The sequence below is a fragment of the Aquabacterium sp. genome (assembly GCF_016234775.1).
Taxonomy (GTDB): domain Bacteria; phylum Pseudomonadota; class Gammaproteobacteria; order Burkholderiales; family Burkholderiaceae_C; genus Aquabacterium.
In genome coordinates this window covers 125,785-147,082 of the sequence record NZ_JACRAH010000021.1, presented here as the reverse complement: position 1 = coordinate 147,082, position 21,298 = coordinate 125,785, and the positions used below count along the sequence as shown (strand labels likewise).

Here is a 21,298-nt window from a genome sequence, read left to right as displayed (position 1 = left end):
ACGGCGTTGGTCTTACGTGGCTTTGTGGCGTCGGACAGTGGTCAAGAGGCCGACCAGGCCGAGTGCGCCGAGTAGCCCCTTTGAAGGTTCCGGCACGGTCTGGGCGAAACTGTTGACATGCCCCCAGACGGATGGATGGCCGCCACCATTGAAGTCGAATCGGATGTCACCCGAGTTTGTTGATGGGCTGAGCGCGTACTGTGTCAACAATTCATGCGCAGAGATGGGCGTGGATGGCGTGGGGGTCCTGGCCAGGTTCAGCGCATTGAATGACACAAAGGTCAAGCCAAAGATGGCGTCCATTGGCGTGACGTTCAGGCCCAGGCCTGCTCTTGCGATGTGGCCATTCGCCAAAGTGCTGTTGCCATTGATGGTGATCTGTTGAACGGCGGTGTGAATTACATAGCCGTCAAATGGAGCATCACCATCGATGATGTAATCAACCGTGAAAGATTGATCGATTTGGAGTCCATCAGGGATGTTGGTGGCCGATTCGGTCACCCGGTAAATGATGCCCTCAAGGTGCCAGGTCTCGGTCTCGGCTTTGGCCGTACTGGCAAAGATTAATGACAAGGCGGCCATGCCAATGAAACGATTGATCATGTTGTGATTTCCCTGAACAGTATTGATTGACCGCTGCATTGTTGGTTATCTGCAGGCGGCAGTGCCCCCCTTGTCGAGGGCTTCATGCGACCTGTCCCCTGCGTTTCCATTTGGGGCTCAGTTTGGAAAGCCTATCAGGCTTCCAGCGTCGCGACAATCTTCGCAGCCAGCGCCGTCAAGTGCCCCTGATCCGCCATCACGGTCGCAAGCGTGCGCGACAAGTCAGACTTGGGCCTCACTTGCGCAAAACCCGCTCACCCGCACAACTCGCGTTGTACGCCGCCGATGTATTGGCAAGCTCCGCCGCGCGGCGCTGAAAACCACCGTTTCGCTCATTGAACCCGGCCACCAGCTGATTGGTGCGCGCAGCGTCTTCGTTATAGGTCGCCACAGCTTGATTGATCGCCCCTTCCTCTTGCAGTAGCGCAGACCGCAGGCCGTTGAACTTGGCCACATCTGCGTTATAGGCTGCAACCAGTTGATTGGTTTGCGCCATATCCTGCCTGGTCTTCGCAGGTGCGCTTTTTCGTTTCTCGATGTCGGCCAGGCGGCGCGCCAGGCTGGCACTGTCAGCATGGAATTGATCCACGCGGGCCTGATGTGCCTGCCGCCTGGTATCCAGCGTTCGGGCGCCTTGCGCCAGTTCTTCATGCTTGGCGGCTAGCTGAGCTTGCTCCCCTTCCAGTTGGGATTGCTCTTGCTTGATTCCTTGGACCGCTTGCCGCATGCCGGCGTTCTGCCCCATGCAGCGCTCGATGTCGTCGATGGTGATGTCTGGCCCGTTGCTTCCCTCTGGCCGCTTCCACGTCTTGGTGATCGAGGGGATGCGGATTTCCAGCGGGCTCAGCTGGGTTGGCGGTTCGCTCGGTTCTGCCAGAACTGGCGTAGCGAGCGATAGCCAAAGCACGCCCATGACAAACGGCCGACGCATGAAGTCTCCCCACTTTTCGTCATGGAACCTGCCTGGTTCCTGCTTTGAAATTCGTGGAGAGGCAGGATAAATGGCGAACGGGCTCGCTTGATGTCAACACCGTGACACGACCCCATGTCCCCTCATCGTGGGGGCCGTTCAGCATGAGGCCGGTTGAGGGTGTTCAGGCTTCCAACGCTGCCACAATCTTCGCAGCCAGCGCCTTCAAGTGCGTCTGATCCGCCATCACGGTGGCGTGCGGCTTGCGCAGATCAGCAATGGAGCCCGGGATCACATGGATGTGAAAGTGGGGCACGGTCTGGCCTGCGCCCGGGCCGTTGAGCTGCATCAGCACGACGCCATCGGCGCCCAGGCCTTTCTTTTGCGCATTGCCGATCTTGCGCACCGTGTTCATGCAGGCGGCCGCGGCGGCATCCGACAGCTCGAACACGGTCTCTGCGTGCTCCTTGGGGATCACCAGGGCATGGCCTTCGGTCTGCGGCATGATGTCCATGAAGGCCAGCGTGTGATCGTCTTCATACAGCTTGATGCAGGGGATTTCACCGCGCAGGATCTTGGCAAAGATGTTGTTCGTGTCGTAGCTCATGTGGGGCTCCTTGGATGGTGTGGCGCGGGCCTGGCTTCAGGATGAGGCCTTGTCGGCAGCGCTCGTGAAAGCATCGGCGTAGAAATACTCTTCGGGCAGGCCAGCCTTGGCGATGAAGTCTTCACGGGCTGATTGCACCATGATGGGCGCACCGCAGGCATACACCTCGTGCGCAGACAGATCGGGCAGGTCAGCCAGCACGGCCTGGTGGACGAAGCCGGTGCGGCCGGTCCAGTTGTCTTCCGGTTTGGCCTCTGACAGCACGGGCACGTAGGTCAGCCAAGGCAGCTCGGCGGCTTGTTGCGCGGCCCAGTCATGCATGTACAGATCCGCCTTGCTGCGGCAGCCCCAGTACAGCGTGGTCGGGCGGCTGATGCCCTTGTGGCGCATGTCTTCGATGATGGCTTTGAGGGGCGCGAAGCCGGTGCCCGAGCCCAGCAGCACGACCGGGCGCTCGGATTCATCGCGCAGGAAGAAGGTGCCGAACGGGCCTTCCACACGCAGGATGTCCTTTTCCTTCATGGTGCTGAAAACCTGATCGGTGAACACGCCACCCGGCATGTGGCGGATGTGCAGCTCGATGCCTTCAGGCCCGGCCTCCTTGACCGCATGCGGGGCATTGGCCATGGAGTAGCTGCGGCGCTGGCCATCCTTGAGCACGAACTCGATGTATTGCCCCGCACGGAAGCCGAAGTTGTTGGTGGCCGGCAGTTGCAGGCGCAGCACCATCACATCGGGTGCCAGCCGGGTGAGGCTGGTCAGCCGCGTGGGCATCTTGACCACGGGATGGTCGCCCACACCTACCACCTGCTTGCACTCCAGCACCAGATCGGTCTGTGGCGTGGCGCAGCAGGTCAGCATGTAGCCCGCTTCTTCGTCCTTGAGGCTCAACGCCTTTTCCTGATGCGCGCCGTGGATCACACGCCCTTCCACCAGCTTGCACTTGCATGAGCCACAGGCGCCGTCCTTGCAGCCGTAGGGCAGGCCGATGCCGGCATTGATGGCGGCACTCAGCACCGTTTCATCACGCTGCATGGTGAAGGTGCGGTTGCTGGGCGTGATGGCGACGGAAAAACTCATGAACACAACCTCGATCAAGATGGCCTCAGAATCACAGGGTCGATTTTCGCTCAGACTTTGCAGCACGCCCCCATGTTCTATCCCCAACCCGCACGACATACCCGGTTTCGTCAAACGCGCGTGCTGATCGTGGGCTGTGGTGATGTGGGCTTGCGGGCAGCGAAGCAACTGCTGCCGCGTTGCCGCGTGCTGGCCCTGACATCACAAGCAGGCAAGGTGCAGGCCTTGCGCGAGGCGGGCATCGTGCCGCTGGTCGGCAACCTGGATCAGCCGGCCGGCCTGGGGCGATTGGCCGGCCTGGCTACCCATGTGCTGCATCTGGCCCCGCCGCCTGGCACGGGTGCCACCGATCCACGCACCAGCAGATTGCTTGCAGCTTTGAGCGGGCGTGGCGGTGTGCGGTCCTTGGTCTATGGCAGCACCACAGGCGTGTACGGCGATGCCCAGGGCGCAATGTTTGATGAGACCCGCGCCGTTGCGCCTGCTACGGACCGAGGGCGCCGCCGCGTGCACGCCGAAGCGTTGGTGCGGTGGTGGGGGCGTCGTGAGGTGATGGCTTCAGGCACCCGGGCCAGCGTGCTGCGTATCCCTGGTATCTATGCGCTGGATCGCGAAGGCGGCGATCCGCGTGATCGCGTGCGCCGAGGTAGTCCTTTGCTAAGGCACGAAGATGACGTGTACACCAACCATATCCATGCCGATGACCTGGCGCGTGCCTGCTTGGCGGCCATGTGGCGCGGCAAGCCGGGGCGCGTGGTGCATGCCTGTGACGACACCGACATGCGCATGGGTGAGTACTTCGATTGGGTGGCCGATCACTTCGGGCTGCCGCGATCACCACGCGTCAGCAGGGTAGAGGCGGCTGCCAGCCTGAGCCCGATGCAGTTGTCGTTCATGAGCGAGTCCCGTCGCTTGACGAACCGCCGACTGAAGGATGAGTTGAAGCTGCGTTTGCGTTACCCATCGATACAGATTGGGTTGACTTGACGCCTGTTGGCGACATGCGGGCCCCCTGTTCAGGGCCCTTTCCCTCTCATAGGGGTGTCGTGCCTCGGCCTTGCTGGAAGGGTCGGTGATATCTTTGCCGCTTTCATCATCCAATATTCAGCAGGGATCAGTACATGTCCATCCGTCGTGCTGTGGCCGCCGCCAGTGTGGCCCTGATTGCAATCCTGTCCGCCACGTCGGCGCAAGCTTATGACCAGGTGGTCGTCTTCGGCGACAGCCTGTCCGACAACGGCAACCTCGCTCAGAAGTTTGGTGGCGCCGTGCCCGCCGCGCCCTATGCCAATGGTCGCTTCACCAATGGTTCGGTGGCTGTGGAAGTGATGGCTCAGCAGTTGGGCTTGCCTTTGGTTGATTACGCCTACGGTGGCGCCATGACCGGCACTGCCAACCAGTTCCAGGCGCAGAACCCGCTGGTGGCCAATACCGGCATGCTCAGCCAGGTCAACAACTATGTGGCGGCCGGCCCTGCTGATGCCAACTCGCTGTACGTGGTCTGGGGTGGCGGCAATGACTTCCTGGCAGCCATTGCCACGGGTAACTTCTCGAACATGAATGCCGTCGTGACCACGGCCGTGACCAACCTGGTGACCGAGGTGGGCACGCTGTACGGTGCCGGCGCGCGCGACTTCTTCATTCCCCTGCTGCCGGATCTGGGCACCACGTTCTATGGCACCTCGGGCGCGATTCCCTCAGCAGTTCTGAGCGGCCTGAGTGCATCGTTCAACAATGCGCTGACCACGCAGATGAACAACCTGGAGGCCAACAGCGCCGGGATGAACCTGTCCATCTACAACACGCCCGCCATGCTGAGCATCGTGCGCAATGAGCTGAGCGTGTTTGGTGGCAACGTCACCGATCGTTGCTGGACGGGTGATTACGCTGGTGGCGGTTCGTCTGCACCGGTATGCAGTAACCCCGATCAGTACTACCTGTTCGACAAGGTGCACCCGACCGCGCTGGTCCATCTGGCGGTTGGCAAGGACATGGCTGCTTCGGTGATGGCTGTGCCCGAACCCATGACCAGTGGTTTGATGATGGTGGGCTTGATCTTCACAGGCCTTGCTGTGCGCCGCCAACGCTCAGCCTGATGCGCGTGCGGCCTGGCGCCGCATCTGATCCTGGAGCGCCTGCCCGAGTTCGCACTCAGGCGGGCGCTGCTGTTTTGGGCTTGAACTTGCAACTGCTGCTGACGCTGCATTCCCAGCATCGGGGCTTGCGTGCCTGGCATACATAGCGCCCGTGCAGGATCAGCCAGTGGTGGGCATGCAGCCTGAAGTCAGGCGGGATGCGCTTGAGCAATTTCAGCTCCACATCCAGGGGCGTCTTGCCGGGCGCCAGCCCGGTGCGGTTGCCAACGCGGAAGATGTGCGTGTCTACCGCCATGGTCGGCTCGCCGAAGGCCACGTTCAGCACGACGTTGGCGGTCTTGCGACCCACGCCGGGCAGGGCCTCCAGGGCTTCTCTGGTGCGGGGCACTTCGCTGCCGTGCTGCGCGATGAGCATCCGGCAGGTCTCCAGCAAATGGCGCGCCTTGCTTTTGTACAGGCCGATGGTCTTGATGTACTCGCACAGCCCCACTTCGCCTAAAGCCAGGATCTGTTCAGGCGTGTTGGCCACGGGGAACAGCCTGGCCGTGGCCTTGTTCACGCCCACATCGGTCGCCTGTGCCGAGAGCAACACGGCGGTCAGCAATTCGAACGGCGTGCTGTAGTTCAGCTCCGTCTCGGGGTGGGGGTTGGCGGCTTGCAGCGTTTCGAAAAAGGCCTGGATGTCGGCCGGTTTCATCAACGTGGTCATTTGGATGGCGGCTCGATAGGTTTGAGCCCGCCGCAGTCGGCGCTCAGCCACTTGCCTCGATGCTTCATGGACATCGTTTGTGCCTGTCCGTTGCGCGTGCTGCGCATCTGCAAGTCACTCGTATAGGCCTCGCCACTCTGGAAGGTGGTGCTACCTTCGCCTTCACTGGGCGGCTCCGTGCAGGTGAACTTCCAGCTCCAGGTCATGCCGGACTGTTTCATGGCGGTGTTCTGGCAGTGGCCATCCATCTTCTGCCAACGGTTTTGCGACAACATGTCCCGGGTGATGCACATGCGCACGGCCATGCCGGTGCCGCCAGGTGCCATCTGAATACCCCGGGCCTTCATCTGCGACTCCATCTGAGCACGCATTTCGGGTGGCATGCGCTTCATCTGTTCAGCCAACTGAGCGGACATGTCTGGCAAGGGCTTGCCATTGACCTTCTGGGAATCAGGTGTGACCTCCCAGAGGCCGGGCTTCATCGGGGGCATGTCGACGGCCATCGCCGACGCGGGCAAGACGATGAGCAAGGCCGAGCTGAGCAGGTGTCGGAAGGTGAGGGCAGGTGCGCGAGTGGGCATGTGAACCTCCTGTTGTGCATGGCGATGATGACACAAGCCGGCGGGCAAAGCGCTGTCGAGTCAGCGGCGTCGCTTGAGCGCCATCGTCCCTGTGATCAGGCCCATGCCAAGCAGGCTGAGCAGCCATTGATCTGGCTCAGGTACGGCCACTGCTTGAACCAGCAACCCACTGAAAAACACGGTATTGGCGAAATAAGGCACGTTGGCCAGATTGCCTGGATCGCTGATGCGGATGAAGTCGAGGGCCAGGCCACCGGCGTAGGCTGGCAGTTGCGCAGGCATGGTGGTGTCGGTCAGGAAATCCGCTGCGCCATTTGCACCTTGCGTCCAGAACAGCCTGACGTTGCTGAGCCGGTAGTCACCGATATCGAATGTTGACAGCTGCCTCGGGTATTCGGTCGGCGTGGTGTTGCTGCCTGCCTTGGGTGACGGGTCAGCCGCGATGAGGATGGAATCTCGTGGTGCACCTGGTGTCGCCAATTGATCGTTGCCAACACTCACTGTTCCATAGGGATCCGCGAACGACAAACCAGCGACCGAACCTGACAGCCCGGAGAGAGCCAGTGCGGCAGGTGAGCCCAGGTAGATGGCCGAGTTGCCACCAAAGCCCAGATCACCTGAATTGCCGTAGAAGGCTGCTTGCGGGTCATAGTTGAATTGACCAGACACCTTCGGCGCAGCGCCCAGCAACGCCACAAGCTGACTGTTGCCGCTGCCTGAAATGGCGCCACTGGTGAAGGTGTAGGTGGTCGGTGTGGCCGCGGCCAAGCCGGAAAGCGCGGCCATGAAGGCGAAGCTCAGCGTCTTGAGTGTCATGTTTTCCCTGTATCGGTATGAAGCCCGCGAAGTGTCTTGTCGGTGCACATGACGGTCAATCCCGTGGTCGCGTGTTTGACACGGCGCATGTGTTTCAGATCAACACCACCGCGTCAGGCAGTTCATTCCGATTGGGCGCGCTCGTCAGTGGGAAGTGCTGTCGCAGCAAGTTGCTGACCGCCTGGATGGCCTCGCTCAGCCCGTCTTCGTATCGGCCGGCCTGCAGCGCCGCCGACAACTGATCGCTGATGCCTTGCCAGACGGCCGGGCCCGTGCATGCGTGCAGGCCTCGGTCGGCCAGGATCTCGATGCGGCGCTCGGCCAGCAGCAGGTAGATGAGCACGCCGTTGTTGTGCTCGGTGTCCCAGACGCGCAACTGGCTGAACAGCGCCACGGCACGCTCTCTGGACGAGGCACCTCGCCATAGTGCAGGGGCATGCAGCCCCGCTTCGATGCACAGACGCAGTTCGCCCATGTGTCGGGCTTCGCTGCCGCGCACGGCTTGTTCCAGGCGTTGCAGCCCGTCCGTGCCCAACAGCCTGCGTGCATCGGCCGCATCCAGCCAGAGATGGCGTGCCCAGCGGGTGAGTATGTTCATCGCCTGCGTCCTCACCAGTTGCCGGAGGCACCACCGCCTCCGAAGTCACCACCACCGCCGGAGGACCAGCCACCACCGCCGGAGGACCAGCCGCCACCCGTGGGTGGACCACCCCAGCTGCCCGGGCCACCGCGGCGTCCGCCTCCGTTGCCAAAGGCCAGTGCGAGGAAGATCGCGATGATGCCGCCTCCGATGGCCAGAAAGAGGCTGCTCGTGACCACCCATATCAGAAAGCCACCAAGGGAGCCCGTGGCCAGGGCGCCCAGCTTGCGCCCGAGGATGGCACTGAGCACACCAAACACGATGGGGATGCCGATCAGGCCAAAGACCATCAGATCATTGAACTGAAAGCCATCGCCGCTTGGATGGCGCCCCTCGGACGTTCGCGCTTCGGGTGCAGGCAGGTTCTCGCCCTGAATGCGTGCCACGAGCTGATCCACGCCCCGATTGAGCCCGCCCGCATAGTCACCCGCCTTGAAAGCTGGCTTGATGGCCTGCTCGATGACGCGGCTGGCGGCCAGATCGGGCACGGCCCCTTCCAGTGCCTTGGCCACTTCAATGCGAATGCGCCTGTCCTGTTTGGCCACCACGATCAGCAGGCCGTCGCCCACATCACGTCGGCCGATCTTCCAAGTCTCGCCAACGCGTTGGGCAAAGGCGGCGATGTCTTCGGGTTGCGTGCTGGGCACCAGCAGGATCACCATCTGCGTGCCATGAGCGCGCTCGAATGCCGACAGCTTTTGCTCCAGCGCCTGCGCCTGGGCGGTGCTCAGTGTCTGGCTGCTGTCGATCACATGCCCGCTCAACGGGGGGACAGGCAGGACATCGCCCGTTGGCTCGGCAGACAGGACCAGGGTCGAAAACAGCAGTGCGAAGAGCGTCAAGAGCAGGGCAGCAATCCGGCTCAGGCTCGTCCACGCAGCGCGCATCCAGCGCAGCGCATGCGTGGTGTCAGCAGGCGGGGGGCCCGGCCTCATGATGCGCGCTTACTTCTTGCCGAAGTCGACTGTGGGTGGTGTCGAGATCTGGGCTTCGTTCTGGACCGTGAACGTGGGCTTGACCTGGTAGCTGAAGACCATGGCCGTCAGGTTGCTCGGGAAGCTGCGCGCCAGCACGTTGTAGTCCTGAACGGCCTTGATATAGCGGTTGCGGGCCACGGTGATGCGGTTCTCGGTGCCTTCCAGTTGCACACGCAGATCCTGGAAGCCCTGATTGGCCTTCAGGTTGGGGTAGTTCTCGGTGACCATCATCAAGCGAGACAGCGCGCCAGACAACTCCCCCTGGGCTTGCTGGAACTTGTTGAAGGCCTCGGGGTTGTTGACCAGTTCCGGTGTGGCCTGGATGCTGGTGGCCTTGGCGCGGGCTTCGACCACCCTGGTCAGCGTGTCTTGCTCGAAGGCGGCTTCGCCCTTGACGGTGGCCACGATGTTGGGGATCAGATCTGAGCGTCGTTGGTACTGGTTGAGCACCTCGGACCAGGCCGACTTGGTTTGCTCGTCCAGACGCTGGAAGTCGTTGTAGCCACAGCCGGTGAGCGACAGCGCCAGGGATGCGGCACCCAGGAACAGGGCCAGACGGCGCAAGAGGCAAGGCAGAAGGGAAGACGCAGCAGTCATCGCGAACCTTTCATGTCAACGGGACCTGAGCCATGGCTGGCGCAGACCTGTAGCTTAGATCAGGTCAGGATCGCAGATTGCAAGGGGCGCAAATACAGCGAAGGCAACGGCAGCACCGGCTCAGGCGGCCTGGGCATCCAGCAACTGGCAGGACAGCACTTCGTGTGAACGCGACTTGGGATAACGATCGCGCACGATCTGGATGGCGCCCAGGGGGGTGTCTGCCATCACTTTGAGAACGCGCTTGACGGCCTGCTGGGAGGGTGTGATCACCACCAGAGTTGACACTTCAAAAATACGCAGGGCAGGTTCAATCGCAAGGTTCATCAAGGCGCGCATGGCTTCTCCACTTCATGGCCAACGCGCATGGGCTGGCCACCTTTTTCATCATGCATTTTGCGGGCCAGACATGACAGGGGGGTGACCCCATGAAGCAGGGGTGTGCCTCGCCTGTCCGGCCTCGCAATGGCCCCGATTCTCAGGGGGTGTCCCCGCGTTTTGACGGCGGATAAACCCCTTGTTGTCGTTACGTGAAACGTCGCCCGTGCCGTGGCAACAAAGTGGTGCCAGGGGGTGTCAGCTTTGGTGCGAGCGGCGTGTGAGACGTCCCAGAATCAACAACCCGGTCAAGGCGAGCGCCACACCCTCAGGTTCGGGTACGGCGGGCGTCAGGCCAATGTGCTGGACGGCCAGCACACTGGTGGTGTCGTAGCTGTCCACGTCTGCAACCACGAAGCCGATCTTGACCAGGCCGGTTTGCGTGAAGGTGTGGCTGGCGTGCTGCAGACCAGAGTCCAGCCAGGTGCCGTTCATGACGCTCAGGCTGTCCACGTCGGCCAGCTTGATGGCGGTGTTGTCCAGGATCAACCAGGCGGCATCGGCCGCCGGTATCGACTCCGTATTGACCTGAGCAAACAGGCGCCAGTCGAAGCTCAGCGTGTCGCCGGCTTGAACGCTGACCGTGTTGAACAGGGCAGACCCTTCATATGTGAAGTGATCATGGGTCTGATCGTCAAAAAGGTAGTCTGGTACGCCGATGACGCTGGTCAGGCTGGCGACATCCTGGGGATTTTGTCCGGACAGGTTCAAGGCGCCTGCTGCCAACGGTGCATCTTCGGCAACGTCCATGCCGGCGGTGCCCAGCAGGTAGCTGGGCATTGTCAGATCGATGTTGCCTAGTTGTGCGCCTTGTGCGACATCGCCTGCCGTCAGCCAGGTGTTCAAGGGGGCGGCATGTGCCACGGCGCCGGTCAGGGTGAACAGGCCGGCTGTGATCAGCGCGCGAAGGGTGGAGGTGAACTTCATGGTGTCTGTCTCGTGTGGATTACAGGATCAGGTCGCGGGCGGCGACGATCTGGGCGGCCGTGACGCCGCGCAGCGTGACCAGGGGGCGCGCGCTGGCCGTGCCTGCCAAACCGTCGGCATCGAGACGGATCTGCACGCCGGCGCTGCTATCGGTCAGCTGGAAGAAGCCAGCGGTCAGCAGGTCAACGCCAGGGTTGTTGGCACGCAGGCTGGTGGCGATGGCGCTCAGATCGACGCGATCCACGCCGGGCGTGAAGTCGGTGATGGCATCGAAGGCATCGCGCAGGCTGTTGTAGGCGAAGACGTCGCGCCCTGCACCGCCGGTGATCAGGTCTGCGCCTTCGCCGCCGGTGATGCGGTCATCGCCAGCGGTGCCGTTGATCGTGTCGCCGCGTGTGGTGCCGGTGATCCGCTTGACCAGGTTCAGGCCGATCACGACGGGGTCATGGTCAGACGAGCGATAGGGTGACTGGCTGTAGTAGTCGGGGCCGCATGTCGAGCAGGCGGGTTGCTTGAACTCGAGGTTGTAGTCGATGATGGTCGGTTCATCGGCGTTGATGTGCCAGTGCACGGCGCCCGTGACCTGAGAGGCCAGCGAGGGCGTGGCCAGGGCATGATCAAGGTAACCTGCTTCGCCGTCGAACACGTAGGAGTAGTCGCTGGTGCCGACGTACGTTTCGAGCAAATCGGTCAGACCGTGGCTGTTGGTCAGCGTGAGGATGGGGTCCTCCTTGCCGTATGCGTTCAGGTCACCGATTACCAGGGTGTCGGCATCTTGCTGGGTGTTTTGAATCGCGGTGATGAAGTTGTGCAGCTGGCTCGCCTGTTGTTGGCGCCGGCCGTTCCAGCAACCTTGACCGTCACCACTGTCGTCGTTGCTCGGGTAGTCCGCATCACCGGGCGCGGGGCAACTGCCCTTGGACTTGAAGTGGTTCACCAATACGGTGAACTTTTCCCCGTTGGTCGCAGAGAAGGTCTGGGCCAGAGGAGGGCGGTTGTGGATGGTGTTGGTGTCGCTCACAGACTGGCCCACGGTGGCGAGCCGGGCTGGTTTGTAGATCATGGCCACGCGGATGGCATCAGTTCCGGTGCCGCTGCCGCCACCACTCAGCGAGGTTGGCAGTGACACGGCAGCATAGGTACCTGTGCCCATGTGAGCGTTGAGCGCGTCGACCAGGTTTTGCACGGCGGTGTTGCCGTTGTTCTGGATCTCCATCAGCCCGACCACATCCGCATTGATGGCGGCCATGGCGCGCACGATCTTGTCACGCTGGCGATTGAACTCGGTAAGGTTGTTGGCGCCGCGGCAGTTGCTGGCGGACACGGATGCACCCAGGCTGCAACCCTGTCCGCTCAGTCCGTCGACTGTGCTGCCGTTGACGAAGGTTGTGAAGAAGTTCAGCACATTGAAGCTGGCTACCTTCACATTGCTGCTGCCCACGGAACTGGGCGCTGCTGTGCGCGGATGGCTGCGCGTGAAGCTCACGCTCTGAGCAGGGTGGATGGCGTAGTCGGCCAGGCCATTGGTCGCACTGGTCGCCAGCTTGTAATCAATGACGCCGGTCAGAGAGGCGATGGTATCGCCTGCACGCAAGGTGTTGTCCGAACCGATATAGGGCGTGGGGTTGGGGTTCTGCAGGGTGCTGCCATCGTCTAGCAGGATGCGGCGCCTGGCATTGTCGGCAGCCAGATTGATCGCGTCCACCGAGCCGGCCGTGTACTTGTTGGTGGGCTTGATCAGGCGGCCCTCGGCCGACAGGGTGACCTGGCCGTAGCGGCCCAGGAAATAGTTCTGGCTGACCGTGAGCGGCGTGTTGATGGTCACCAGCATGCCTTCGACCTTTTCCAGGTCGTCTTCATTCACCTCGGGGAAGGTGATGGGCGTGGGGTTGACGGCATGGCCTGTGCTCAGCACGGTCAGTCCGCTGATGGTTTTCAGTTGGGTGACGGTGTGCGCCTCGGCCAGAGGGTTGTTTGCGCTAAGGCTGACGTCGAACTCCTCGACCAGGCCGGTGAGCCTCACCTCGTTTCCGACGCTCACAGTGGGTGCAGTGGAGGTGAACACGAAGATGCCGTCTGAGGTGTCCTGGTTGAGGTCAGGCACCAGGGATTGCATGAAGAAACCATTGTTGGTGAGCTTGGTGACCACACCCTGGGTGGTGACGGTCTGCCCTGCCAGTGGGCTGGTGTTGCCTTGGCCTTGAATCTGGGCAATCGGGGTGCTGGTGGCGGTCGCGGGCGACACCGTCAGGTTGACGGTACATGCGCTTGTCTGGTTCTGGTTGTTGGCCCATTCCAGCAGCAAGGGGTAGCTGCCCACTGGAACGGTACTGGCGACCAGGATCTGACCGTTGGCGGTCCCGCCGTTGACCGTGGCCTGGAGGAACGGGCCGAATGTGACGCCTGTGGGTGGTGCGGGTACGAAGGCCACATCGTTGACGATGCCATCGGCATCGCTGGCCGAGATCGAGACGGCGCCACCCGTGCCAGCTTGCAGGTTGATCGCTGGGCAACTGGCCACGATGGGTTGGCTGCTGACGCTGCAGGCGTTGAGCGGTGAACTCGCATTGCGTGGCGCTGGCGTGCCGGTGGCGAAGTCAGTGCTGTTGTTGCCGGCATCTGTGCAACCGCCATTGGCGCGCAAGGCGGCTGTCGTGTTTGACAGCGCCGCCGCTGCCGAGCTTTCGCTCATCGTGGCCGAACCATAGCCCACCAGATCGATGATCAAGCCCAGTTTGGCGGGCGGGCAGGGTGTTGCCGACGTGCCGGTTGCACCGCAAGCCAGTGCCGTGGTGCCTGCCACCAAGGCGAATTTGCCGTTGGTGGCTGACGCGGCGGTCGAGCCGCTGATGTCGACCAGGGGCAAGTTGGGGCCGACCGTGCCGGCACCCAGGCCGACCAACACATACTGGCCCGGCGCCAGGGTCGTGATTGAGCCGGTGTCCAGGAGCACGGGCGAGCCGAAGTTGCCGGCGGCGGAGGCGTACTGCAGGCTGAGGCCAGTCAGGCTGACGCTGGAGTCGCCGGCATTGAACAGTTCAACGTAGTCCTGCTTGAACGATGGGCTGCCTTGCGTGGCCTGGCCGCCACCATAAACCTGGCTGATGACCAGGCCGTTCTCGGAAGCGTGTGCCAAGCCGCTCAGTGCCAGGAGCGCCGCGGCGCAAACCGGTTTGATGGCGTGGATGGAGGCAGTTCGGGCAGGGCGGAACAATCGCATGGCAGACCTTGGTCAATGAGGTGCCATGCAGTGTGGTCATGCCGTGTGGCAGCGGCACGAGGGCGCGTCCGCTGGATCGTGGTCCCTTGGGCCCATGATCCGTGGCAGTGTCTGCAATAGGGTGATGCCAGACAGACGTGGTGGCGGTGTCAGCCCTGCCGGCGTGCTCTTGCGCGGGCCAGCGCCGCTTCAATTACGGCGCGCTTGTGGTCCAGTTGCACCGGGTCGGTCAACTTGGATGCTTCGGGCAGGTGGGCCAGTTTGTGCTCGGCCTTGGCCTGCATGCGTGTTTCATGCTCGGCCTTGGCACGCACCACGCGGATCTGATGGAAGGCGTAGCGCTGGCGGGCCTGGTCGGCTAGTTCCTGGGGCCAGGCGGCCCAGCCGGTGGGTTTGGGGTCGCCCGCATGCGCCGGTTCCAGCGAGATGCAGTCCACAGGGCACACGGGGATGCACAGCTCGCAACCCGTGCACTGGTCCTCGATCACCGTGTGCATGTGCTTGTTGGTGCCGATGATCGCGTCGACCGGGCAGGCCTTGATGCACAAGGTGCAGCCGATGCACCATGCCTCATCGATGACGGCCAGCGCACGCGGCCCTTCCAGGCCATGGGTCTCGCTCAAGGGCAACTCTGCCAGGCCCGTGAGCTGGGCCAGTCGACGCACACCTTCCATGCCGCCAGGTGGGCATTGATTGATGCCAGCTTCACCCTGGGCAATGGCCTGGGCATAGCTTTCACAATCAGGAAAGCCGCAGCGCGTGCATTGCGTCTGCGGCAAAAGGGCGTTGATCTGTTTGGCGTCCAGCATGATGGCGCTGGAGTGTACAAGCCCTGCGCCGCACGGGGCGTGCAGGGCTTGGGGCTCACTTGTTGTGGGACAAGATGAACGCTTTGACTTCAGGGTAAGCCTGCTCGCGCCAGCGACGGCCAGAGAAGATCCCGTAGTGACCTGCGCCGACCACGTCGTAGTGCTTCTGGCGCGCCTTGGGGATGCCCGTGCACAGATCGTGAGCGGCCCTGGTCTGGCCGGCTCCGGAGATGTCGTCCAGCTCGCCTTCCACGGTCAACAAGGACGTGGTCTTGATGTCCTGCGGACGAACCAGTTCTTCCTTGCCCTTGGGGTTGCGCACCTTCCAGGTCCCGTTGACCAGGGCAAAGTCCTGGAACACGGTCTTGATGGTGTCCAGGTAGTACTCGGCCGGCATGTCCAGCACCGCGTTGTACTCGTCATAAAACTGACGATGAGCGTCGGCGCTGTCACCATCACCGCGAACCAGATCCAGGAAGTAGTCGTAGTGCGAGGTGGCGTGGCGATCCGGGTTCATGGCCACAAAGCCAGTGTGCTGCAGGAAGCCTGGGTACACACGGCGCGAGGCACCGGGGTAGTTGGGCGGCACGCGGTAGATCACATTGTTTTCGAACCACTCGAAGCTCTTGTTCATCGCCAGGTTGTTCACGGCCGTGGGCGACTTGCGGGCGTCGATCGGGCCGCCCATCATGGTCATCGTGCGTGGGGTGGGCTCGCCGCGGCTGGCCATCAGTGAGACGGCGGCCAGCACGGGCACCGTGGGTTGGCACACCGAGATCACATGCACGCCAGGGCCCACCTTGCGGATGAAGTCCTGCACGTAGTTCACATAGTCGTCCAGATGGAATGGGCCATCTTCGAGCGGCACCATGCGGGCGTCGATCCAGTCGGTGATGTAGACCTTGTGGTCTTGCAGCAGGGTGCGCACCGTGTCGCGCAGCAGGGTCGAGTGGTGGCCGGACAGCGGCGCCACGACCAGCACGGAGGGCTGATCACGCATCTTGTCGAGCAGCTTGGATTCGTCCGTGAAGCGCTTGAAGCGGATCAGCTTGCAAAACGGCTTTTCTTCAACGACCTGTTCCTGGATCACCACGTCCGTGCCGTGCACGTTGACCTTGTTGATGCCGAACTCGGGCTTTTCGTATTCCTTGGTCAGGCGGTGGATCAGATCAAAGCCAGCCGACACGCGATGCGCGGAAGGGACCTGGGCCATGGGCGACAGCGGGTTGCTGTACAGCTTGGAGGCGGCACTGGCGAATTCGGAGAATGGACTGATCCAGGCGCGGTTGGTTTCGTAGATCTGATAGAGCATGGCGGGGCCTTTTCCTCTGGTACTGCGGACACATGACCGTGATCACTCACGTTTTCAACAGCATGGTGCAGTGCAGCATAGTTTAGTTTTTCAATATTTGCACTTCTCCGGGTCCCTAGAGCAAGGCAACAACAGCACGAACATCGTGCATTTTTGAGTCTGCTCAATCGTTTAATGCGCGGCAAAGGCTTGTCGTGATACGTCCCTACTGAAGCAGGGGGGAATCCCCCCGGACCGAGGGGGCCTTGAGCCTAGGGTTGGCCTCAGGTCTGCGATAACGTTTACTTACTGGTCATTTCTTATTGTGAAATGAAGCCAAATCCAGCCAGCAGACACCAGGGAGCCTTCCGATGACGACGTGCCGCACGACCAGACTTGTTCCAACCCGCATCGCCAAAGCCATTGTGGTCGGTGCGACGTTGAGCGCCTTGCAGGCCGGGGCGGCCTGGGATACCTATGTCAAAGGCTCCTTCGGTCCGGTGGTGAACTGGCCCTTGATTCCTATCCATGTGGTTTTGCTGCCTGACGGGCGTGTGCTGGGCTACGGCACCGACGGTCAGGGTAATCAGACTGGGCAGTTCACCTACGACGTCTGGGACCCGGCCAAGGGCACAGGTGCCGCTTCGCACCTGACCTTGCCCAACACCACCGGAACGGACACCTTCTGCAGTGGGCAGATCGTGTTGCCCGCCAGCGGCGCCGTGCTGCTGACCGGTGGTGACAAGACGGTCAACAACGTTCGCAACTATTCGGTCAACGACGTCAATCTGTTTGACTACCGTTCGTCGGCCCTGTATTCAGCCCAGCAACCCATGTCTTTCCTGCGTTGGTACCCGACGGTGCTGACCACGGCAGCTGGCGAGGTGCTGGTGCTGGGCGGCCGCATCGATCCCGACACGCCAGCGCCCACGCCGGAGGTCTATACCGAAGGAAAGGGCTGGCGCTCGTTGACAACCGCCGCCGACGATAACGCCTATGGCATCAACAACTGGAGCTACCCGCGCGCCTGGCAGGCACCCAATGGCAAGGTGTTCATCGCCACCAAGCTGGGCGGCACTTACTTCCTGGATCCGGCCGGCACCGGCAAGCTGGAAAAGGCCAGCCTGACCTTGCCGGCCAGCGACGAATACCTCACCAGTCTGATGTATGCGCCTGGCAAGATCCTGTCGTTCCGCAAGCTCAACAAGGCCGTGGTGATCGACATCAACGGCGCCACGCCCAAGGCGACCAACGTCACCGGCGTGGGGCAGGATCGCTATCACGGCTCGGCCACGGTCATGGCCGATGGCAAGGTGTTCGTGAGTGGTGGCTCTTTCGTGTCCAACGTGGCCAATGGCGTGGCCTATACGGCCAAGATCTGGAACCCGGCCAACAACGGCTGGACCACGGCCGCCACGGCGGTGAAGATGCGCCTGTATCACTCGGTCTCGATGCTGTTGCCTGATGGCCGCGTGCTGACGGCCGGTGGTGGCGCGCCTGGCCCGGTCATCAACCTCAATGGCGAAATCTACACGCCGCCTTACCTGTACAAGCAGGACATCACGGGTACGCTGGCCACGCGCCCCAGCATCACGTCAGCACCCGCCACGGCCACGTGGGGCTCGCCCATCACGGTGACGGCGAATGTGTCTGGCATCAGCAAGGTCACACTGGTCAAGACCGGCTCTGTCACGCACACAGTCGATTTTGATCAACGCTTCCTCAATCTCGGCTACACCGCGTCGGGCTCGACCTTGAAAGTGAACATGCCAACATCTGCAAACGTGGCCCCTCCGGGCTACTACATGCTGTTCGTGTTCAACAGTGCAGGCGTGCCCTCGGTGGCGAAGATCATCAAGTTGGGTTGATGGCTTCGCCTGACATCGAACCATGAAGCACAAACCCCGCCGATACTGGCGGGGTTTGTCTTTGTGCAGTCGTGATCTGAGGTGAGGCACTGCGCCCCTCACCTCAGATCATCGGCGTTCAGGCTTGCTTGCGACGCAGTTTGCGGGCGCCCAGCAACACGCTCAGACCGACCATGGTCAGCGCGTAAGTCTCGGGCTCAGGCACGGCAGCCGTGACGTTGTCGGCCACGGCACCAACGCCGGTGATGCGCAGGCTCTTGATGTCCATGGTGTTGCGCAGGAAGCCTACGTACAGACCTTCGTCATAGCTGTACATGCTGCTGGCGGCGAACGTCACGGTCGCGTTTTCCAGCACGTTGCCACTGCTGCCCAGTGCTTCGATCAACAGGCTCTCGCCGCCCAGGTGGCTGACGAAGGCGCTGGCGCCGGCCTTCAGCGCATCGAAGGTGAAGGTCATCGTGCCGCTGGTGCCCGAGGCGGCGAAGCCGTTCAGACCAAAGGTCCACGCACCGTTGTCGCCCAGGTCGCGCACTGGTGGCGACAACTCGGCGTCCAGGTCACCGGAAAAGACGACACCATTGCCCAGGTCGATGCTGCCGGTGGTGTTGACCAGGCCATCAAAGCTGTCAAAGCCGATGACGGTGGCACCCGCCACGCTCTCGAGCGAGTAGTTGATGTGAGCGGCCTGGGCCGACACGGAGGCAGCCATCAGGGCGGCTGCAGCGATCAATGGGAATTTCATGTTGAACATCCTTGAGATGAAATGGGCACCGATCAGGAACCGATGATGCCGCCGTCGTCTTTGGTGATGACCACCACGGCAGAGCGGGGGCGACCGGCGGGCAGCGGGGTCACACCATCGGATTCGACCGCCCACTGCCCCTGGGGCCAGGTGGAGTAGTAGGTTGGCGTGGCGATCGTCTGGAAGGGGGCTGTGTCGTTGTCTTCACCAGGGTGCTGTACGCCCACGAACATGGTCTTGCCATCGGGCGTCATGGTCACGCCGGTGACTTCGCACTTGTTCGGGCCGGTCAGGAAGCGACGGGTCTCGCCGGTAGTTGGGTCGGCGCACACCATCATGTTGCCGCCAATGTTGACGAAGTCACCCGAGCCATTGCCAACCTGGTCTGTCTGAACCCACAGGCGGCCGAACCAGTCGAACCACAGGCCGTCCGGTGCACCGTAGTCGGCACTGCCGTTCGGGATGTCGTTGATGTCGCCTTTGTAGTCGTTGATGGCGCTGCCGTAGGTTTTGGCGGACTTGGCGGTAGACGTGTCACCAGCCTGAGCGAACAGGTCCCAGGCAAAAGTTGTGGCGGTGACGGTCTTGCCCGTTTCGCGCCAGCGAATGATGTGGCCGTAGACGTTGTCAGGACGAGGGTTGGCGGCGTCCGGTGCGGGTCGAGCCGAGCCTGCGGTCGTTGAGCCATTGACGGCGTTCGACGTGGCGGTCGCAGCGCTACCGCGGCGGTTGTTGTTGGTCAGGGTGCAATAAATCTCAACCTCGTCGTAACCAGCTATGCGGGGGCGTGCGCCGGTCCATTCGGGGCGGTCCATCATGGTGGCGCCGACGGCATCACCCGCCATGCGGGCCTTGATCAGGATCTTGGCCAGTACTTCGGCGTCGTTCGCACCCAAGAAGTTCGGGTTGTCACGCAGCGCCACGCCGTCCACGCCAACGGTGCCGGGCACCAGCGCAATCCATTCGCCGCTCAGTGTGCTGTTGAACTTGGCCACATACAGTGTGCCGCTGTCCAGCAGGTTGCGGTTGGCTGCACGGTTGGTCGGGTTGTACTTGCCGGCGCAGACAAACTTGTACACATACTCGTTGCGCTCGTCGTCGCCCATGTAGAACGCGATGTTGTTGTCAGCGTCAACCACGTACTGCGCACTCTCGTGCTTGAAACGGCCCAGTGCCGTGCGCTTGATCGGTGCCGCGATCGGGTTGGTCGGGTCGATTTCGACAACCCAGCCAAACAGGTTGGGCTCATTGGGGTTGACGTTGACATCAAAGCGCTGGTCGGTGGTGTGCCAGCGATAGCCGAAGCCAGAGGCCGTCACACCGTAACGGTTGAACAGCTTGCCCACTTCGCCAGAACTGGCGCTGGGTACGGCCGTGGTGCTGCCGAAGTTGCCGTTCCAGTTCTCTTCGCAAGTCAGATAGGTGCCCCATGGGGTGTAACCATGGGCGCAGTTGTTGATGGTGCCGTAGGCCACGGTGCCATCGTTCAGCAAGCCGGTGTCGGTGCTGCCGGATTCCGCAATGGCGTACTTCTTGGACTTGAGCAGCGCATGCCCGGCGGCAGGGCCGCTGACCTTGCACAAGGTGTTGGCGGTAACGCGGCGGCCATAGATGGAGTTCTTGACGACCTTCCACGAGCCGCTGACGCGACGCACTTCCAGCACGGAAACGCCGTGTGCGGCCTGTGACTTGCGGGTCTTGGTGATGTCATAGCCAGCGCCGCCATCCTGACCGCCGGGGAACAGAATGTGCTCGTGGGTGTACTCGTTATTGGCGCACAAAATGCCACGGTCGCTCAGCACCGTGCCACCAGCGCCCTGCATCGGGAAGAAGTGCATGCCGTCTGTGTGCATGCCGTATTGCCGGGCCTGTTGCGCGGCGCTTTCGCTGGCGTCCCCGACAAAGGCCGTGCCGCCGGCCATGATTGGGTCACCCCATGCCACGAGCACCTGCGCGGTATAGCCGGTTGGCACCGTGATTTTGTCCACCACGGCATCAGCGGCACCGCCCAGGCTCACATTCAATGCGCGTGTATTGGCCGGTACGTTGGCAAAGCCGATCGGCTGCGTCATGGCGGAACTGGAGACCGCCGCGTGCACGGTGTTGACCAGGCCACCCAGGGTCAAGCCACCGGCCGAGGCCAGCGCGGTGGCGCTCAGGCCAGACTTGATGAATTGGCGACGACCAGCTTGAACCTCGCTGATCACCTCAAGGATGGATGGTGTGGACGACGGGTTCAGGGACACGTCATTGGTGGGATGGGATGCACCCTTCATCTGGAACTCCGATTGCTGAGGCTGGTGGGCTGCGAGGCTGGCGTCACACCAACCCTCGCAGGATCACAGCACTATCTCGAAGCCATGTGACATGCCTGGTGCCTGTCGGTCAGGCATAGGGTGATCCGAACGGATCATTTGTCCGAATATGAAATGCAGCCTGCACACCCT

20 protein-coding genes are annotated in these 21,298 nt (G+C 62.1%); 3 read left to right on the top strand and 17 right to left on the bottom strand.

Annotated features, from left to right (window positions below):
- Window positions 1-12: 12 nt before the first annotated feature.
- From HY836_RS06795 to HY836_RS06780, 4 genes are all read right to left on the bottom strand, one after another.
- Window positions 13-603, bottom strand: coding sequence for a hypothetical protein (locus HY836_RS06795; protein ID WP_290674825.1), 591 nt, complete (start codon window positions 601-603; stop codon window positions 13-15).
- Between the two features lie 235 nt (window positions 604-838).
- A complete protein-coding gene (locus HY836_RS06790; RefSeq protein WP_290674823.1) occupies window positions 839-1,534 on the bottom strand; it encodes a hypothetical protein in 696 nt (231 codons plus the stop codon).
- Window positions 1,535-1,697: 163 nt separating this feature from the next.
- Window positions 1,698-2,120, bottom strand: a complete 423-nt coding sequence (locus tag HY836_RS06785) for an HIT family protein (protein ID WP_290674821.1) — start codon at window positions 2,118-2,120, stop codon at window positions 1,698-1,700.
- A 36-nt stretch (window positions 2,121-2,156) separates the two neighbouring features.
- On the bottom strand, window positions 2,157-3,200 hold the full coding sequence (locus tag HY836_RS06780) for a CDP-6-deoxy-delta-3,4-glucoseen reductase (RefSeq protein ID WP_290674819.1): 1,044 nt from the start codon (window positions 3,198-3,200) through the stop codon (window positions 2,157-2,159).
- A gap of 72 nt (window positions 3,201-3,272) precedes the next feature.
- On the opposite strand from HY836_RS06780, the gene HY836_RS06775 reads away from it, so the two are divergent.
- Together HY836_RS06775 and HY836_RS06770 are read left to right on the top strand one after the other, a co-directional pair.
- Window positions 3,273-4,187: an SDR family oxidoreductase gene (locus HY836_RS06775; protein ID WP_290674817.1), complete on the top strand. Its 915-nt coding sequence runs from the start codon at window positions 3,273-3,275 to the stop codon at window positions 4,185-4,187.
- Between the two features lie 134 nt (window positions 4,188-4,321).
- The gene (locus HY836_RS06770) at window positions 4,322-5,296 is read left to right on the top strand and encodes an SGNH/GDSL hydrolase family protein (protein ID WP_290674815.1); all 975 of its coding nucleotides are present in this window, start codon (window positions 4,322-4,324) and stop codon (window positions 5,294-5,296) included.
- A gap of 55 nt (window positions 5,297-5,351) precedes the next feature.
- Here the strand turns inward: HY836_RS06770 and nth are convergent, their stop codons facing one another.
- The 11 genes from nth to HY836_RS06715 form a co-directional block, all read right to left on the bottom strand.
- A complete protein-coding gene (gene nth / locus HY836_RS06765) occupies window positions 5,352-5,993 on the bottom strand; it encodes an endonuclease III (protein ID WP_290675067.1) in 642 nt (213 codons plus the stop codon).
- Between the two features lie 8 nt (window positions 5,994-6,001).
- Window positions 6,002-6,586, bottom strand: coding sequence for a DUF3617 domain-containing protein (locus HY836_RS06760; protein ID WP_290674814.1), 585 nt, complete (start codon window positions 6,584-6,586; stop codon window positions 6,002-6,004).
- A gap of 60 nt (window positions 6,587-6,646) precedes the next feature.
- The gene (locus HY836_RS06755; RefSeq protein WP_290674812.1) at window positions 6,647-7,402 is read right to left on the bottom strand and encodes a hypothetical protein; all 756 of its coding nucleotides are present in this window, start codon (window positions 7,400-7,402) and stop codon (window positions 6,647-6,649) included.
- 94 nt (window positions 7,403-7,496) lie between these two features.
- Window positions 7,497-8,000: a TPM domain-containing protein gene (locus tag HY836_RS06750; protein ID WP_290674810.1), complete on the bottom strand. Its 504-nt coding sequence runs from the start codon at window positions 7,998-8,000 to the stop codon at window positions 7,497-7,499.
- A gap of 11 nt (window positions 8,001-8,011) precedes the next feature.
- Entirely contained in the window at window positions 8,012-8,977 is a 966-nt protein-coding gene (locus HY836_RS06745; protein ID WP_290674808.1) for a TPM domain-containing protein, read from the bottom strand.
- Between the two features lie 9 nt (window positions 8,978-8,986).
- A complete protein-coding gene (locus HY836_RS06740; RefSeq protein WP_290674806.1) occupies window positions 8,987-9,616 on the bottom strand; it encodes a LemA family protein in 630 nt (209 codons plus the stop codon).
- A 120-nt stretch (window positions 9,617-9,736) separates the two neighbouring features.
- A complete protein-coding gene (locus HY836_RS06735; protein ID WP_290674804.1) occupies window positions 9,737-9,955 on the bottom strand; it encodes a hypothetical protein in 219 nt (72 codons plus the stop codon).
- 237 nt (window positions 9,956-10,192) lie between these two features.
- Window positions 10,193-10,921 carry a hypothetical protein gene (locus HY836_RS06730; protein ID WP_290674802.1) on the bottom strand — a complete coding sequence of 243 codons (729 nt, stop codon included), beginning with the start codon at window positions 10,919-10,921 and terminating at the stop codon, window positions 10,193-10,195.
- A gap of 19 nt (window positions 10,922-10,940) precedes the next feature.
- The gene (locus HY836_RS06725; RefSeq protein ID WP_290674801.1) at window positions 10,941-14,141 is read right to left on the bottom strand and encodes an ExeM/NucH family extracellular endonuclease; all 3,201 of its coding nucleotides are present in this window, start codon (window positions 14,139-14,141) and stop codon (window positions 10,941-10,943) included.
- A gap of 149 nt (window positions 14,142-14,290) precedes the next feature.
- A complete protein-coding gene (gene rsxB / locus HY836_RS06720; RefSeq protein WP_290674799.1) occupies window positions 14,291-14,950 on the bottom strand; it encodes an electron transport complex subunit RsxB in 660 nt (219 codons plus the stop codon).
- A gap of 55 nt (window positions 14,951-15,005) precedes the next feature.
- The gene (locus HY836_RS06715; RefSeq protein ID WP_290674797.1) at window positions 15,006-16,262 is read right to left on the bottom strand and encodes a polyhydroxyalkanoate depolymerase; all 1,257 of its coding nucleotides are present in this window, start codon (window positions 16,260-16,262) and stop codon (window positions 15,006-15,008) included.
- 350 nt (window positions 16,263-16,612) lie between these two features.
- Here HY836_RS06715 and HY836_RS06710 point away from each other — a divergent pair, with 350 nt between their 5' ends.
- The gene (locus tag HY836_RS06710) at window positions 16,613-18,109 is read left to right on the top strand and encodes a galactose oxidase early set domain-containing protein (RefSeq protein WP_290674795.1); all 1,497 of its coding nucleotides are present in this window, start codon (window positions 16,613-16,615) and stop codon (window positions 18,107-18,109) included.
- Between the two features lie 118 nt (window positions 18,110-18,227).
- Here the strand turns inward: HY836_RS06710 and HY836_RS06705 are convergent, their stop codons facing one another.
- Together HY836_RS06705 and HY836_RS06700 are read right to left on the bottom strand one after the other, a co-directional pair.
- Window positions 18,228-18,851, bottom strand: a complete 624-nt coding sequence (locus HY836_RS06705; protein ID WP_290674793.1) for a PEP-CTERM sorting domain-containing protein — start codon at window positions 18,849-18,851, stop codon at window positions 18,228-18,230.
- Window positions 18,852-18,883: 32 nt separating this feature from the next.
- The gene (locus HY836_RS06700; RefSeq protein WP_290674791.1) at window positions 18,884-21,127 is read right to left on the bottom strand and encodes a PhoX family phosphatase; all 2,244 of its coding nucleotides are present in this window, start codon (window positions 21,125-21,127) and stop codon (window positions 18,884-18,886) included.
- Between the last annotated feature and the right edge of the window lie 171 nt (window positions 21,128-21,298).